10 protein-coding genes are annotated in these 15,463 nt (G+C 66.0%); 4 read left to right on the top strand and 6 right to left on the bottom strand.

Annotation, left to right across the window (positions count from 1 at the left end):
* Window positions 1–125: 125 nt before the first annotated feature.
* On the top strand, window positions 126–1,127 hold the full coding sequence (locus JAO75_RS10930) for a Bug family tripartite tricarboxylate transporter substrate binding protein (RefSeq protein WP_199049132.1): 1,002 nt from the start codon (window positions 126–128) through the stop codon (window positions 1,125–1,127).
* A gap of 40 nt (window positions 1,128–1,167) precedes the next feature.
* Here JAO75_RS10930 and JAO75_RS10925 read toward each other — a convergent pair whose 3' ends face one another.
* The 3 genes from JAO75_RS10925 to JAO75_RS10915 form a co-directional block, all read right to left on the bottom strand.
* Window positions 1,168–5,469, bottom strand: coding sequence for a translocation/assembly module TamB domain-containing protein (locus JAO75_RS10925; protein ID WP_199049130.1), 4,302 nt, complete (start codon window positions 5,467–5,469; stop codon window positions 1,168–1,170).
* Window positions 5,469–7,448: an autotransporter assembly complex protein TamA gene (locus tag JAO75_RS10920; protein ID WP_343234595.1), complete on the bottom strand. Its 1,980-nt coding sequence runs from the start codon at window positions 7,446–7,448 to the stop codon at window positions 5,469–5,471. Before JAO75_RS10920 ends, JAO75_RS10925 begins: the two co-directional genes overlap by 1 nt.
* 492 nt (window positions 7,449–7,940) lie before the next feature.
* On the bottom strand, window positions 7,941–8,765 hold the full coding sequence (locus JAO75_RS10915; RefSeq protein ID WP_199049128.1) for a DUF2189 domain-containing protein: 825 nt from the start codon (window positions 8,763–8,765) through the stop codon (window positions 7,941–7,943).
* Between the two features lie 310 nt (window positions 8,766–9,075).
* On the opposite strand from JAO75_RS10915, the gene tam reads away from it, so the two are divergent.
* From tam to JAO75_RS10900, 3 genes are all read left to right on the top strand, one after another.
* On the top strand, window positions 9,076–9,849 hold the full coding sequence (gene tam, locus JAO75_RS10910; protein WP_199049125.1) for a trans-aconitate 2-methyltransferase: 774 nt from the start codon (window positions 9,076–9,078) through the stop codon (window positions 9,847–9,849).
* 174 nt (window positions 9,850–10,023) lie between these two features.
* Window positions 10,024–10,536 (top strand): FecR domain-containing protein, encoded by a 513-nt coding sequence (locus JAO75_RS10905; RefSeq protein ID WP_425523175.1) that lies wholly within the window; start codon window positions 10,024–10,026, stop codon window positions 10,534–10,536.
* Window positions 10,537–10,542: 6 nt separating this feature from the next.
* Window positions 10,543–12,447, top strand: a complete 1,905-nt coding sequence (locus JAO75_RS10900; RefSeq protein WP_199049121.1) for a CHASE2 domain-containing protein — start codon at window positions 10,543–10,545, stop codon at window positions 12,445–12,447.
* A gap of 19 nt (window positions 12,448–12,466) precedes the next feature.
* Here the strand turns inward: JAO75_RS10900 and JAO75_RS10895 are convergent, their stop codons facing one another.
* The 3 genes from JAO75_RS10895 to JAO75_RS10885 all read right to left on the bottom strand — a co-directional run.
* A complete protein-coding gene (locus JAO75_RS10895; protein ID WP_199049119.1) occupies window positions 12,467–14,347 on the bottom strand; it encodes a tetratricopeptide repeat protein in 1,881 nt (626 codons plus the stop codon).
* 372 nt (window positions 14,348–14,719) lie between these two features.
* Window positions 14,720–14,983, bottom strand: a complete 264-nt coding sequence (locus tag JAO75_RS10890) for a hypothetical protein (RefSeq protein ID WP_199049117.1) — start codon at window positions 14,981–14,983, stop codon at window positions 14,720–14,722.
* 15 nt (window positions 14,984–14,998) lie between these two features.
* On the bottom strand, window positions 14,999–15,463 hold a 465-nt coding region (locus tag JAO75_RS10885; protein WP_199049115.1), incomplete at its 5' end, for a homogentisate 1,2-dioxygenase domain-containing protein.

The raw sequence follows: 15,463 nt of genomic DNA, 5'->3' as shown, positions 1-15,463 counted from the left end.
GAGGGAGCTGGAAGGCCTGCGGCCAGGCCCTGAAACCCTTGCCCCGGATTGTGGGATGCGCTCTCATGACACTGCCGTTGCGGAATATCGGCGCGATCAACGACACCGAACTTTAGGGAGCCGCCATGTCATTCTCTTCCTGCACCACACGCAGGCGCATCCTCGGCCTTGTGCTCGGGGCCGGGGCCTGCCTGGCCTCGGGAGCCGCGCTTGCCCAGCCGGCGACCTATCCGACGCGGCCGGTCCGCGTCATCGTGCCGTTCACGCCGGGCGGCACCACGGACATCTTCGCCAGGCTCGTCGGCGAAAAGCTGTCCCAATCCCTGGGACAGCAATTCGTCATCGAGAACCGCGGCGGCGCCGGCGGCAACATCGGGGCGGATGCGGTCGCGAAGGCCGAGCCGGACGGCTACACCTTGGTCATGGGCACGGTCGGCACCCATGCGATCAACCAGAGCCTCTATACCAAGATGCCGTACAACGCCCTCACCGATTTCGCCCCCGTCGCCTATGTGGCCGGCGTGCCGAACCTGATGGTGGTGAGCCCGAAGAAGGTGAAGGCCACCACCGTGGAGGAATTCATCGCCGAGGCGAAGGCGACCCCCGGCAAGTTCACCATGGCGTCGTCGGGGAACGGCACCTCGATCCATCTTTCCGGCGAACTCTTCAAGCAGATGACCGGCGTCGAGATGCCCCACGTGCCCTATCGCGGCAGCGGGCCGGCGGTGAACGATCTGATCGGCGGACAGGTGGACGTGATGTTCGACAACCTCCCCTCGTCCATCGAGCATGTGCGCGGCGGCAACCTGCGGGCGCTGGCGGTCACGTCGGCAAAGCGCTCTCCCGCCATCCCTGACAAGCCGACGCTTGCCGAGGCAGGCCTGCCCGGCTTCGAGGCGACAAGCTGGTTCGCGCTGTTTGCCCCGAAGGGCACGCCCCCGGAGATCACGAACAAGCTGAACCAGGAAGTCCGCAAGGCACTGGAGACGCCGGAGCTGCAGAAGCGCTTTGCCGATCTCGGCGGCGAGATCCAGCCCATGAGCCCGGATGAGCTCATGGCCTATGTCAAGGCCGAGAACGAGAAATGGGCGAAGGTCGTCAAGGCATCGGGCGCGAAGGTCGATTGATGCCTGAGGAAACGGGGCTGCCAAAGGGCAGCCCCGGAACTTAATATTCCAACTCGAACCCTAGCCCGACGGACGTGCCGCCTTCGGCATTCACCTCGCCCTGGGCCTTGAGGCGACGCGTTAGGTCGATATCCACGGTGACGCCGCTTTCCTCAGGCCGCGCACCGGCTTTCACGCCCACGCGCACATTATCGCTGATGTACCGGGAGACGCCGACGCCCGGGCCGCCGCTGGCGCCGACGGTGATGTCGAGGCTGTCGACTCCGAGCGACCGGCGCAGACGCTCGAAAGCATCGTTTCCTGAGCCGCCGGAGAGCTGGGCCACGGCCTGCGCGAGCTGCAGGGCCTGACCGGCGGAGAGGCCGCCCGACGGCCTCTGGAACAGGATGCGGGACAGCACCTCGTCCTGCGGCAGGTCGGGCTCGGAGCTGAACGAAAACTCCGGGCTCGATGCCGGCCCCGTCACGGCGATACGCGCCGTCACGTCCCCGGCCTGCGTCTCGGCGAGGAAATCGAGCGACGGGGTGAGATCGCCGGTGAAGTCCAGGCGGCCGCGCACGAACTCGATCCTCTGCCCGAGCAGATCGAAGCGCCCGCGGCGCAGCTCGAAGGCGCCGATGGCGACGGGATCCTCAGTTGTGCCTTGCAGCCTCAGGTCGCCGCCGAGTTCGGCATTGATGCCCCTTCCCCGCACGAAGATGCGGTTCTGCGCCGTCAGCACCAGATCGAGCTCGGCCAGGAACGGCACTCCCCTGGCGGATGCCGATTGCCGTCGCTGCGCGAGAGCAAGCCGCGCCGCGGCGGTCGGGGTGGGCCGCACGTGCTTGGTCCCAGGCAGCGGACGCAGGGTCGTTGGCAGGCGGTCGGGCACGGAGACGTTCATCGTGATGATGTCGACGCGTCCCGCCACGCGCGGCCGGCTGGCCAGAGGGCCAGAGAGGGTCACATCCAGGTTAGCGGTCGCATCCACGGTTTCATTGGAAACGAGCTGCGCCCGGTTGCCCGTGATCCTGATCTCGCCGGGGAAGCCTGCCGCCGGGTCGATCCTCACCTGGCCGCTGGCCGAAAGCGAACCGCCGTTCGGCGTCTGCGCCGTCAGGCTCTCGATGGCGAGCTCATCACCACGCGCGGAAAGCCGCCCAGTGATGCCGTTCAGTTGAACGCCCCGCAGCGCATCGGAGAAGCTGCCGTTGGCGATGGCAACGCTCCCCTCGATCCGGGGGTCGGCGAGGGTTCCGGCAATGGACAGGTCCAGGTTGGCCGCGCCCGTGATGCGCTGGCCCGAGGCCGAGAGGAAGGTGTTCGCAATCGCAAGATCGGTGCGGCCGGACACCTTGAGGGCGAGTTCGTCCACTGCATTGATCGGCACGCTGCCCGACACCTGGAAAGTCCCGGCGCGCCCGGCGGAGACCCGCGCCTCGACACCGACCCGTTGATCGGCCACCCGTCCCTGCGCCTCGATGCCGAGCGGCGGCAGCCCTGCCTGCCGGGTCTGCGCGGTCGCAAGGCCGGATATATTGAGGCGATAGGTTCCGGTTGGATTGCTCGGTGTGCCGTCAATGGTGGCGCTGCCGTTGACCGTGCCCGCAAGGGCGAGACCGGGCGCGAAGATCTCCGCCGTCTGGAGCGGCAGGTTGCGGATGTCGACCGACAGATCGAGCGCGTCGCCGACGGTGCCCGACAGGGCGACGCGCCCCTGGTCGGCCGCGATCACGAGGTTGGACAGGGTTACGGTGCCGTCCTGCAGCGCAATGGTGGCAGGCTGCGCCAGGGCGAGGCGCCTGTTGCCGCGACGCGCCGTGAAGGAGGCCAGCTCGATCCGTGTCACGTCGCCCGGCACGACGCGGCCCTGCGCATCGAGATTGAATCCCTGCCCGGTCGCCGAGGCGGTGAAGCGCGACGCATCGGGCGTGCCCTCAGCGATGAAGCGCACATCCCGGTAGGTTTGGCCGCCAATTGTCACAGCGGCTGCGGTGACGGAGCCATCGATCATCGGACGGCGGTAAAGGTCCTGCACCGCGAGTTGCGCGTTGAAATCCCGCACGGCGATGTCGGCAACGGCAAAGCGCTCTCCCTGTGCGGTGACCTGTACGTCCTGCCCGCCGTCGCGCACGCTGAGTTTCACCACCGCATCGAGCGCCCCATCGAGTTTCATGAGCACGAGCGGGGAAAGATCGTCGAAGTCGCTGCCCGACAGGGAGATCTCGCCCTGTGCCAGCTCATCGGGGCTCAGGCGGAGATTGCCGTTGAGGGACACCGAACCGATGTCGATGTCGAGCCGGTCGAGCAGCCATCCGCCCTCCGGCGGCTTTGCGATGTGCAGGGAGCCTGTGGCGGGCTTGTCGTCCACCCGCCCGTCCAGGGTGAGAGCGGCGTCGAGCGCGCCCGTCACGTCGCGGGCTTTGAGATCCAGCGCAAGGCGCGGAATGGAGCGGCCCAGCGCGCGGACATCGGTGAGCGTCGCGGTGCCGGTCACGTCCGGCCGCTCGAGGGAGCCCGTCAGGCGCGCCTCGACATTCGCCCGCCCCGCCGTGATGCGCTCGTCCACATGCCGCAATTCGTCGATGGTGATGTCGAGGGCCATATCGGCGGCCGATTGGGTGGCCCTCCCGTCGACACGGGCGTCGAGATGCGCACCGTCGACACGGAAATTGTCGAAGGCGAAGCCATTCGGGATGCGGCGCAGCGTGCCCTCAGTGGTGACGGACCGCCCGAGAAGCCCATCGACGGCCGGTATCCCGGTCGAAAGCTCCCGCAGCCTCGCATCGATGGCGGCCGCCAGGTCGTAGCGGCGCGGATTACCGGTCAACCGGGCCGTCAGGTTGGCCGATCCCCGCAGAGTCTGCCCGGCAATGCCGGAGAAAGGCGCGAGCGCCGGAATGCTGGCCTCCAGCGAGCCATCGAGGACGGTCGATCCGACGCGCCCGGTGAAGCTCGCCCGCGCCGTGGATGTCTCGATGCGGGCGGTCTCGACGCTGGCGACACCCTCCAGATCGAAGGAGCCGCGGGACGTCACCGTGAGGGTCGGCCCGATCGCGCGTGCCAGAGCCTGGTCGGCGAGACGGATCCCGCGGGCATTGGCATCGATGGCGAAGGAGAAGCGATCCGGCGGCGAGGCGCCCTGCACGGGGTCCATGGTCACGCGGGCGGTCAGTTCATCGAGGGAGCCTTCCGGCAGCCTGACCTCGGCCGCCTCCAGGGTGCCGTTGACGCGCGGTGCGGTCAGCGGCCCCTGCACGGTGCCGTCGAAGTTGAGCCGGGCGATCTCGGCCTGCCCGGCCCGTGTCCTGCTCCCGTCGGTCGGCAGGGCGCGGGCATTGAGCCGGATATCGAGAACCTGATCGGGACTGATCGTTCCCGTCATCTCGAACCGTGCGACGTTCGACGTGATCTGAATCGGCTGGAATCGGATGCCGCCGTCATCGGCGACGGTCACGTTGCCGACCAGCTGCGTGGTGCCGCTGAAGACCGGGGCGACCGGCGCCGGCAGCAGCCCCTCGATGCGCGCGGCGAGATCCACATTGAGGTCGTAGGCGGCATCGACGCGCCTGACCGTCGTCGTGCCCGTCGCACCGATGGTCGGCCCGGCGCTGAAATCGAGCCGCGCTGCGAAGTCGCTCAAGGGTCCCTCCCCCGCAACCTTCAGGTCAACGGGAGGAAGGCCGGGGAGATCCAGGAGCCGGGCAGCGATGCCGCCGGCGGGCTCCTGGTGCGTGAGGTCGAGCGAGAGACGGTTCGACTGCGGCACATAATTGAGATCGATCGACAGTTGCCCGGGAGCGTCGAGACGCTGCGCCGCAAAAGTCAGGTCAAGACCTTCCGACGGGTTCCCGATCTGCGCCGAGCCTGCCGCGGACAGCCGCGCCTCGGTGCCCAGCACCGGCTCGCCAAGCACCAGCTCCTGCAGGGCGAAGCGGTCGACGTTCACCCGGACCGGAAGTTCGGGCAGGATCGGCTCGTCGGAAACCGGCGCGTCCTCCTCGGCGGGCAGCGGCCGGCGCTGGATCGCGAGGCGGTTGATGGTGAGCTCATCGACCTGGAGCCGCCCGCGCAGGAGCGCCGTCCGGCTCCAGACCAGGTTGGCGCGGTCGAGAGTGAGCCATACGCCTTCCCGATCCGCAATGCGCACGTCGCGGATGACGGCATTGGACGAGAGCGCGCCCTCAATGCTGCCGATGCTGACGCGCGTGGTCGGTGTGGAAAGAAGGCGCGAAATCAGGTTGGCCAGAACGCCCTGATCGCTCTGCGCCTGACTCGGACGCGAGACGAGGAACCAGGAGGCAACCAGCGTCACGGCGATGAAAACGGTCAGAAGGGCGAGGGAGCGGATTGGCTTTTTCATCAGAAGGCCTGCCCGATCCCGACATATATAGCGTATGAGGGATCGCCACGTTCAGGATTGACCGGGATCGCAACGTCCAGACGGATGGGACCGATCCCCGTGTAGTAGCGAAGGCCGAGGCCGGCACCGACGCGGATGCGCTCGTCGAAATCAGGATAGCTCGACTCGAAGGCCGTGCCGGCATCGACGAAGGGCACGATGCCGATGGTGTCGGTGACCTTGATGCGGGCCTCGAGTGAAGCCTCGATCAGGCTCCGGCCGCCGACCGGCTCACCCAGGAAGGTCGGGCTCAACGACCGGTAGGTATAACCGCGCACGGAACCACCGCCGCCGGCGAAGAACCGCCGGTTGGCGGGAATCTCTTCGAGATCCGCCCCCACGATGGAGCCGAGGCCGATGCGCCCGGCCAGCACGTAGCGGGCCTCCTCGTCGAGCGAGTAATAGGCCGACGCGGTTCCCTTGGCGATCGTGATCGGAACCGACGAGCCGAGGAACTCCGGATAGGGCGTGACCGAGGCGATGAGCCTGATGCCTTCCGTGGGATTGAGAGCATTGTCGGTGGAATCGTAGCTGAGGGAGAGGGGCAGCCCGACGAGGGTGTAGTCGATCTGTCCGAGAACGTCCGTAGTCTGCCCGCGCTCGTACTCGATCCCGCCCTGGATCGAGAAAGTCTCGCTGAAACGGTGGCGGATGGCTGCGGTCGCGTTGACGAGGCGGCTGGTATAGCCCTCCGTGCGATCGCGCTCGACGAGGGCATCCACGAGCAGATCGTTCCGGGTGCCCCAGAGGGCCGGCTTCAGGAAGCTCGCACGGAAGCGGCCGCCGAGATCGCTCCAGTCGAACTCCTCATCCTCCTCGTCCGGCTGCCCCCCATCCTCCGTCAGGTAGAAGAGATTGCCCTCGAACCTCAGCCGCTCGGCGCCGCCGAACAGGTTGCGATGGGCCCAGTAGGCTCGCAGCGCCGGTCCGTCCGTGGTCGAGTACTGCGCCGAGGCACCGATCACCCGCAGAGGACGCTCGGTGAGCTCCACGAAGAGCGGCAGGTTTCCGTAAGAATCGAGGGTCTCGGCCTCCCTGATCCGCACGGACCCCAGCGCCTCGATCTGGGAGATCGACTTGCGCATGGAGGCGAGCGCCGCCGGCGAGTAGGGATCGCCCGGCTCGGTGTAGATGAAGGAGCGCACCACGGCCGGATCGACATTCTCGGCCCCCTGGATCGTGATGGGGCCGATGCCGGCGCGCGGACCTGGATCCACCGCGAGGCTCAGGTCCATCGCCAGCGCCGGGTGGAACACCACGGGCTCGCGCTCCTCGACCTTGGCGAAGGGACGAGACTCGGCGCGGAAGTAATCGACGATGCGCGCTTCGGCGGCCAGGATGTCGGCGGAGCGCGCCGGATCGCCCGGCTCGATCTTCACGACCCGGGGCGGAAGCTCGCTCGGAAGGAAAGGCCGCCCGGTTCCGGCCTCCCGAATGGCAACATTCCTCAATTCGAACTGCGGACCTGGATCCACGACGACCTGGATGGGCACGAGAGCCCGCGCGCGATATCCTGCAGCGGCGCGTGCCGCAGCCTCGGTGCGCGGGGCCTGCAGCGTCAGGGGAACCCCGGCGACGTTGATTGCGACACGGGCGTTGTAGTAGCCCGCTCCCCAGAGGGCGTCGATGAGGCGCGGCAGATCGGCCTCCGCCCTGGCGGCCAGGGCTGCGGCGTCCGGCGGAGGCTCGTCCTGGAGACTCTGGAGCGTCGAGGCATCCTTCAGCGTCTGCTCGAGATCGCTCTTTCCTCCGCCGACGGTGTAATCCAGGGAGTAAGGCAGGGCCTCCGCGCTGGGCGCGGGCGGCTCATCGCTCCCGCCGAACCACCCGAAGAGATCGAATGCGGCGGCATGGGTGGACGGCAGTCCACTCGACAGAGCGCCTACCAGGACGAGAAACGCAGTCCGTCGTATGGTGCTCAACCACAGCACTTGGGGCACTCTCTCCCTGCTACACGTTCGTTTCTTGATCTCACAACACGCTCCATTGGCGTCGGGAGCCGTGCTCCGATCTGTCGAGGTTGATCGGGTGCGTACCTAACCATAGTTTCCCGAGCGGCAAAACCCCGGCCGGACGTTTTCAGGTTGATTGTTCATGAAGAGCGTCGGCAAAGCAGAATGATGAGGAAAACATCCACATCATTAATCGCGACTCATGCCTCTATTTTGAAGATCTCTTGTTTCCACCACCCCTAAAGCCAATCATATCCTGCCACTTTTCTGACACTTTTCATGATCGACATCTGGATGAGTGGTCGCAACATCGCTCATGCGCCACTGTTTCACATAAAACATTGGCGCCTCACCTTCATCGCTCCGGATCGAAGCGAGCGCCGCCCAGCAACGAGGCGGCCGCAGTCGGACGTCACGGTGCCGCCGCGATAGAATACCACCCGGTTCGGTTGTCGCTGTCAGCCCGCATGCGCCTCAGGCCTATGCGGCAGGATAGGCCTCGGTTGGATGAGGCGGCTCTACCACCCGGCGATACAGATGCCAGGTGGCGTGCCCGAGCACCGGCATGACGATGGCAAGACCCACGAAGAGCGGGATCGACCCGACCAGGAGCGATGCCGCCACGATCAAGCCCCACAGGGCCATCGTGAGCGGGTTCATCACCACGGCCTTGACTGAGGTGTAGACCGCCACGGCCACTCCCACATCGCGGTCGAGGAGAAGCGGGAACGCGATGACGCTGATGCTCAGCACGGCAGCGGCGAAGCAAAATCCGAGAATGTTGCCGACGACGATCAGCCTCATGCCCTCGGAGGTTGCGAGCACCTGATTGACGAACTGGGAGTAGGACGCGGGCACCTCATAGCCAAAGATCGATTGGTACAGCATGCGCGCCGATGTCAGCCAGACGAGGAAGATCACGAGCAGCACCGCGCCCAGCGCGATGATCGACGGGATCGACGGTGACTTGAGCACGTCGAAGGCATCCTGCCAGGAGGTGGTCAGACCGAGTTCCCGCCGCCTGCTGATCTCATAAAGGCCGATGGCCGCGAAAGGGCCTACCAGGGCGAAACCCGTTGCCAGCGGATAGAGCAGCGGCAGCGCGTTGTTGCTGAACGTCAAGGCCGCGAGGCACGCACCGATGACGGGATAGATGAGCCCGAGAAAGACAAGGTGCGACGGCATGGCCCAGAAATCGTCGAACCCTTTCGACAGGGCCTCCTTCAGGTCGGCGGGAGAGATCTTCCTGACGACGGGACGGGCCGGGGTCTCGGTTGCACCGGCGACGATGTGGAAATGGGCCATAAGCGCTCCTCCAGGGCTGAACCTTGGCAGCTGGAACACGGCCTGCGCGACGGTCGCGCATGACCGTAACCTGTGCAATGAATGTACGCTCGGACAAGGAGGATGTCGCTTTCGAGAGAATTCTCAAGCGGTACGGCGAAAATTTGCACCCTGCGGGGATCGGGCGCTCCGGATGACATCGACCACCGAGAACGGTTTGGATTTCATTCTCTTGCGGCTGCGGCCGCCACCGTGCTTCCCTCTGCCGAGAAGCCCTTGGCGCCGGTGCACCATGGGCCGATTCTGAACCCTCAGGACAACGAGGTCTCCATTGGCAGACTGGAACGCGGGGCAATATCTTAAATTCGAGGACGAGCGGACGCGGCCTGCGGTCGACCTGATCGGGCGAGTTCCTCTGACGGAGATCCGCAGCGCCGTCGACATCGGGTGCGGCCCCGGCAACAGCACGGAACTGATCGTCCGTCGCTACGCGAGCGCACGGGTGCTCGGCCTCGACAGCTCGCCCGACATGCTCGCCAAGGCACAGGCGCGCTTGCCGGAGGTTGCTTTCGAGCAAGCCGACATCGCAACCTGGAACCCGGACGAGCGCTGCGATCTGATCTTCGCCAACGCCGTCCTGCAATGGCTGCCGGACCATGCACGCCTGCTCGCGAAACTCGCCGCCTGCCTGGAACCAGGCGGGTGCCTTGCCGTCCAGATGCCCAACAACCTGCACGAGCCCTCGCACAGGATCATGCGGGAGGTCGCGCAGGAGGGACCCTGGGCGGAAAAGCTCAGGGCGGCATCCGTGTCCCGCGTGGAGATCGGATCGTTCGAGGAATATTACTCGTGGTTGCTACGGGCCGGGTGCTCGGCTGATCTCTGGCAGACGACCTATGTTCATCCCCTGGCGGATGCGCAGACCATCGTCGAGTGGCTCAAGGGCACGGGGCTGAGGCCCTATCTCGATCCTCTCTCTCCCGAGGAGCGATCCGGGTTTTTGGACCGATACCTCATTGAGATCGAAAAGGCCTACCCGGCCCAGCAGGACGGCAAGGTGCTTCTTCGCTTCCCACGCCTGTTCTTCGTCGCTCGGAAACAGTGAAGCCGCATTAACTACGAAGGGTGACATCCGGCACATCGCTGGCTCCCTGGCGTCCTCCATATTATAACCCATGGTCATCTTTAGGCCGTCGAGAACAGCAGCCTGTTCTTTGGCAGCGGAGAATTCGTCATGACATGGAGAAGGACACGCCAGAAGCCCGCTCGACTTGCTGCGATGCGGCTCGTGCTCCTGTACATCCTTCTTCATCTGCCATCGAGCGAGCCTGCATTGGCGCAGGGCGTAGGTTGCGTGCTCCAGGCGGCGACCGCTCCGACGCGGCAGATCCTGCGCTGCCGGGACGGCCTGACGGTCGAGGCCGAAGCGGAGGCCGTCTACACCCTCGTGGACCGCGATCGGGACGCACAGCCCGACGCCGTGAACCTGCAGGGCGGTGCCGTCCTCGTCCATGCGCCGGCACGGTCAGTGCGGCGGGGCTTTCAGGTCATCACTCCGCAGGCCATCGCCGCGGTGCGCGGCACGCAATGGGCTGTCGACGTCGGCAGCGGCAGAACCTCGGTCTTCGTGGTGACGGGACGGGTGGCGGTACGGCGGGTCTCGGGCAACACGCGGGGCGTCAGCCTTGGGCCCGGCGAGGGGGTGGACGTGGAGGCCGGCACCGCGCCTCTCGTCGTGCGGCGCTGGCCCGCCGCCCGCGCAGCCGCCCTCCTCGCCCGCCTCGGGCGTTAAGCCTTCATGCGCAGGCGCTTTGCCATTCCGCTGATCGCCGCTGCCCTGGCGGGTCTCTGGGGCGCAGGGCTGGCCCACCTGCACTGGCAGGGTGGCAGCGTCCTTCTCGACCGGTTGGAGGCTCCCCTCGTCGACCTGCGGTTTCTGACCGAAGGCCCGCGCCCGGCACCGGACGGAGTCACGATCCTGGCCATCGATGACCAGACCGTGCAGCAGGTCGGCGCCTATCCCCTGCCGCGCACCACGATGGCGCAGCTCGTCTCAAGTGTGGGGCGCATGCAGCCTCGGGCCGTCGCGCTCGACATCCTTTTCGTCGATCCCGGCCCTTCGGAGGGCGACCTTGCTCTGGCCGAGGCCCTGAGCAGGACTCGGAGCGTTCTTGCGGCCGCTGGCCTGTTCGAGCGCAACGCGCAGCAGGCCTCCGCTTCCGCCGGCCATGCCCCTGACGACCTCACCCCTGTCCAGAGACTTTTGCTGCCGATTGCACCTTTGGCCGGCGTCTCGGCGCTTGGGGTCGTGAACATCGCCACGGATCCGTCCGGCGTGCCCCGGCACATTCCGCTCCTGGTGCGCTCGGGCGGTCAGATCGTTCCCTCCTTTCCGATGCGCGCCGTCTCCGTCGCCTTGAAACGCAACCCCGTTCTGCGGGACGGCGAAGTCGCCATCGGCGATGTGGCGACAAGCACAGACGATGGTTATACGCTTGCCCTCCGGTTCTATGGACCGACCGGCACCGTCCGCACTGTCAGCGCGAGCCAGATCCTGAACGGTCAGGTCGATGAAGATGCTTTTCGCGAGCAGATCGTCGTGATCGGCGCAACGGTCACGGGAGGCGGCGATGCGTTTCCGACACCGTTCGATCCCGTGCTGCCGGGCGTCGAGGTCCTGGCAACCGCCGTGGCGCACCTCATGGAGGGCGACGGATTGGTGCGTGACACCCGCGTGCGCCTCGTCGACGGAGCCATGGCGATCCTCCTGCCGGTTCTGCTCGTCCTGCTCCTCGCCTGGCATCGCGGCGTCTGGGGCTTCGCGCTCATTGCCGTGGTCACGGCCGCATGGATCGGGCTCACCTTCGCGGCCTTCACGCGAGGCATCTGGCTCAGCGCCAGCCTCCCCCTGCTGGCCGCCGTGCCCCCTGCCCTGGTATTCGGCGCGGCGGAGCTCTGGCTCGACCGGGGCCGCGCAGACAGGCTCAGTCTGCAAAGCCGAACCCTGCGCCGCTTCCAGCCCCCGAGCCTCGCCAAGAGGCTCGCAGAAGATCCCGCTTTCCTCATGACGCCCGTGCGTCAGAGGGCCGCCGTGATCTTCATCGATCTGTCGGGCTTCACGGGCCTCAGCGAGCTTCTGCCTCTCGACGAGACCCGCGAGATGCTGCGTGGTTTCCATGCTCTCGTGGACAGGGAGGCCGTGCGCCACCAGGGTATCGCGGCCAGCTTCATGGGCGACGGCGCCATGATCCTGTTCGGGCTGCCGGATTCATCACCCGAGGACGCCTGCCGGGCTGTGGAAGCCTGCGTGGGCCTGTGCCTGCGGACGCAGGCCTGGATGGCGGATTTGCCCGATGCGATTGCCGCCCGGATCGGTTTCAAGATTGGCGCGCATTACGGAGAGATCATCGCCTCGCGGCTCGGTGGCGACAGCCACCAGCACATCACGGCCATCGGCGACACGGTCAATGTGGCGAGCCGGTTGATGGAGGTCGCCGCCTCGCGCGATGCCGACGTGGCCCTGAGCGACGATCTCCACCGCGCAGCAGGCGATGCCTGTTCGATCTTCCAGTCCGGCTTCCTGGAAGGCACGTTCCCGACGGCAATACGGGGCCGGTCCGGTTCCATTCCGATCTGGCTCTGGCGCACGAACCGCAGCCTCATGCATTTGGGCTCCGGCGAACGCCGCCGGAGCCCCTTCTAATCGCGGTCCTGCTGCCCGTTCAGAGTTGCTCGGGAGCCGGCATGCCCGTTCCGAACCAGTTCTTCTGCATCAGGGACCGGGCTTCCTCGACCGTTGCCTGATCGCCCTGAGCCTCGGCGGCTCGCAGCAGGCCGGCGGCGGCCCAGCCGTTGTTCGGCGAGCGCTGCAATGCCTCGCGGAAGGCCGTCGCTGCCTCAGCCGATTTGCCCTGTGCCATCAGGGCCGCCCCGAGCGACTGATGCACCGGGTAGTACCAGTAGGGCGGCTCCATGTAAGGCAGCCGGTCCTGAACGCTTGCGGCTTCCGCGAACAGGGACGCGGCCCGCGCCTGATCGCCGGCCTGCTGAGCGATCCTCGCGTCGATCTCGCGCACGGCGATGGACAGCACATCCGGCCCCGGCACGCCGACATCGGGCAGAGCCGTGATCTCGGGCGTCTGCGCCAGAGCCTCTATGGCGGCCGCTTCCGCACGGGCTTCGTCAGCCCGTCCGAGACGCGCCAGGGCCACACCGCGCGCATAGTGCCACGCAGCTTTCACATACGGAAAATCGCCCTTCGGCGCCGGCAGAGCGAGCACGTCCTCCGGCTTCGAGAAGACCGCATGTGCGTTGTAGGGCGCGGCCATGATCGGCTGCGTCCACGGCACCTCGCGCTGCGCCCGCTCGGACACGATGCCTGAAAGCTTCCGCGCCGCATCCACGGCTGTTGCGCCATCGCCGCCGGTGAGAGCCGAGACCATCACGAAGTGAACGTTGTGCGCATAATAGGCCTCGGAATAGAGAAGGCTCGCGCCTCCCTGCTTCATGATGTCCTCATCGGCCGCTGCCGCACGCACATTGGCATCGAGGCTTTCGCGCCAGCGCCCGAGCCGATACCAGATGTGGCTCGGCATGTGTACCAGATGCCCCGCGCCGGGCATCAGGCTTTCCAGGCGCGCCGCATGTGGAGCGGCCCGCTCCGGACGATCGGATGCCTCGACGGTGTGGATGTAGAGGTGCACCGCTCCGGGATGATCGGGATCGGCCGCGATGGAACTGGACGGCGCCGTTCCGAGCACGCCTTCGAGCAGAGCGACGATCTTATCCGTCTTGCCCTTCGGCGTCTTGCCGCCATCGGCCCAGTAATCCCACGGCGTGAGATTCATGAGGGCATCTGCCGTGAGAACCGCCACGTGCGGATCGTTCGGGAAGCGCGCCTGCACCGCCTCCATGGCATCCGCGTAAGCCTGGTCCAGCGCCTTGCGGTCCGCCTTGGGATCGGGCGAGTGCCGCTTGGAGAGAGCCTCCACCAAAGCGACCTGCATGTCTCCTTGAGCAGGGGCTAAATCTCGCGCCTTCTCCAGCACGGCGAGAGCCCGCGCATTCGCGTCCGCATCCATCGGGTAGTTGATGTGCGGTCCGAGCACCCAGGCCTCGCCCCACAGGCACATGGCGCAATCGGGGTCGAGTTCCTGCGCGGCACGGAAAGCACGCGCCGCCTCCGCATGATTGAAGCCCCATCCCAGCCGGTAGCCCTGATTGAAATACGCCTGAGCCTCCCCGCCCGGATCCTTGGTCACCGCCCAGGCGAGCGTGCCGAGATTGTCGCGCAGCGGCGGCCGCGTGTCGGATGTGGGAGCGGCGGCGCCGCGCGGCAGATCGCGGCCGTAGGTGCCAAGCTCCGTACGCTTCGGCTGAGCATCTTTTGCCTGCGGCTGCAATTGCGCAACCGACATGTGATGCCCGGAGCCGTGATGGTTCGGCGTCTGCAGGGCATGCAGCATGCGCACCCGCGGACTGTCGTGACTGCCGAGCGGACAGGCGTGAGCTGCGCCGCCTGCAAGCAGGGCCATGACGGCTGTTGCGGCGAGCAGAGCGGATCGTGAGGAACGGCACCGATGGTGAGCGTCGAAGGTCGTCATGAACAGATCCTCCTCCCTTGGAGCGAGCAGGAGAATAAGGACGGACGTTCATGGCGTCGGTGCTCAATGGCACCTGAAGGTCATTCAAATACTAGGCTGAATCCGATCCTGCTTCGAGATCAATCGTTACAACGTAGGAGATCAGAAACATCCAGCAGAAACACAGGGACTCGCTGAACGGTTGTTCTCTTTTGAACTGTCATCTGTGCGTTCTTCCGGGCAGGGATCCGGCTCCCTGCCCGCAGGTTGGCGAAGAACGGCCTCGCTCAGGCGCTGTGCTGATCGACAGATGGCGCCATGCGATCGGAGCGTCTTCTCTCACGCCTCAGGCGCTTCATCAGCGCAATGGACGCAACCATCGTGCGCTCGAGTTCAACCAAGACAATATTCGCATCCGCTGTGAGCGAGTGGTTTTTTCGTTCCAGTTTCATCGGCAATCTGTTCCGCATTACCCTTGTGCTTCAGGCGCACTGTGCCGGCGCCTGTGGGAACAGCAAAGCGTTGCAGTGCGGCTGCAATGTGGCAGGCCTCCGCAGGCGCGATGAGCGCAACGATATAGGCAGTCAAAGATGCGACAAGAATTCTACGGCCCGGCACATGAAAGCCGTCAGGATCACAGACCCTGGCGGCTTTCATAGAACTGCGCTGAGCTCAGCGCTGGTTCGGGTTGAAGTGCTTCTTCAGCTTGTGGCCGTAGGAGGCGTAGTCCTTCTGCAGCGACTCCGTCTCGACTGCGAACGCCGTCACCTTCTGCGGAAAGCGCGTCTCGAACATGAACGCCAATGTGCCCTCCAACTTGTGCGGCTTCAGCTCCACGTTGCTGGCCTTCTCGAACGCGTCCATGTCCGGTCCGTGCGGCAGCATGGTGTTGTGCAGCGACATACCGCCCGGCACGAAGCCGCCGCCGGTCTTGGCATCGTAGACGCCGTAGATCAGCCCCATGAACTCGCTCATCACGTTCATGTGGTACCACGGCGGCCGGAAGGTATTCTCCGCCACCAACCAGCGCTCGGGGAAGATCACGAAATCGATGTTGGCCGTGCCCGGCGTCTCGGACGGCGAGGTCAGCACGGTGAAGATCGACGGATCGGCGTGGTCATACAGGATCGGCCCCAC

It is taken from the genome of Microvirga splendida, assembly GCF_016427565.1.
GTDB classification, from domain to species: Bacteria; Pseudomonadota; Alphaproteobacteria; order Rhizobiales; family Beijerinckiaceae; genus Microvirga; species Microvirga splendida.
Note: the sequence above shows the minus strand (reverse complement) of the source record. Positions and strands in the feature narration are given on the sequence as shown.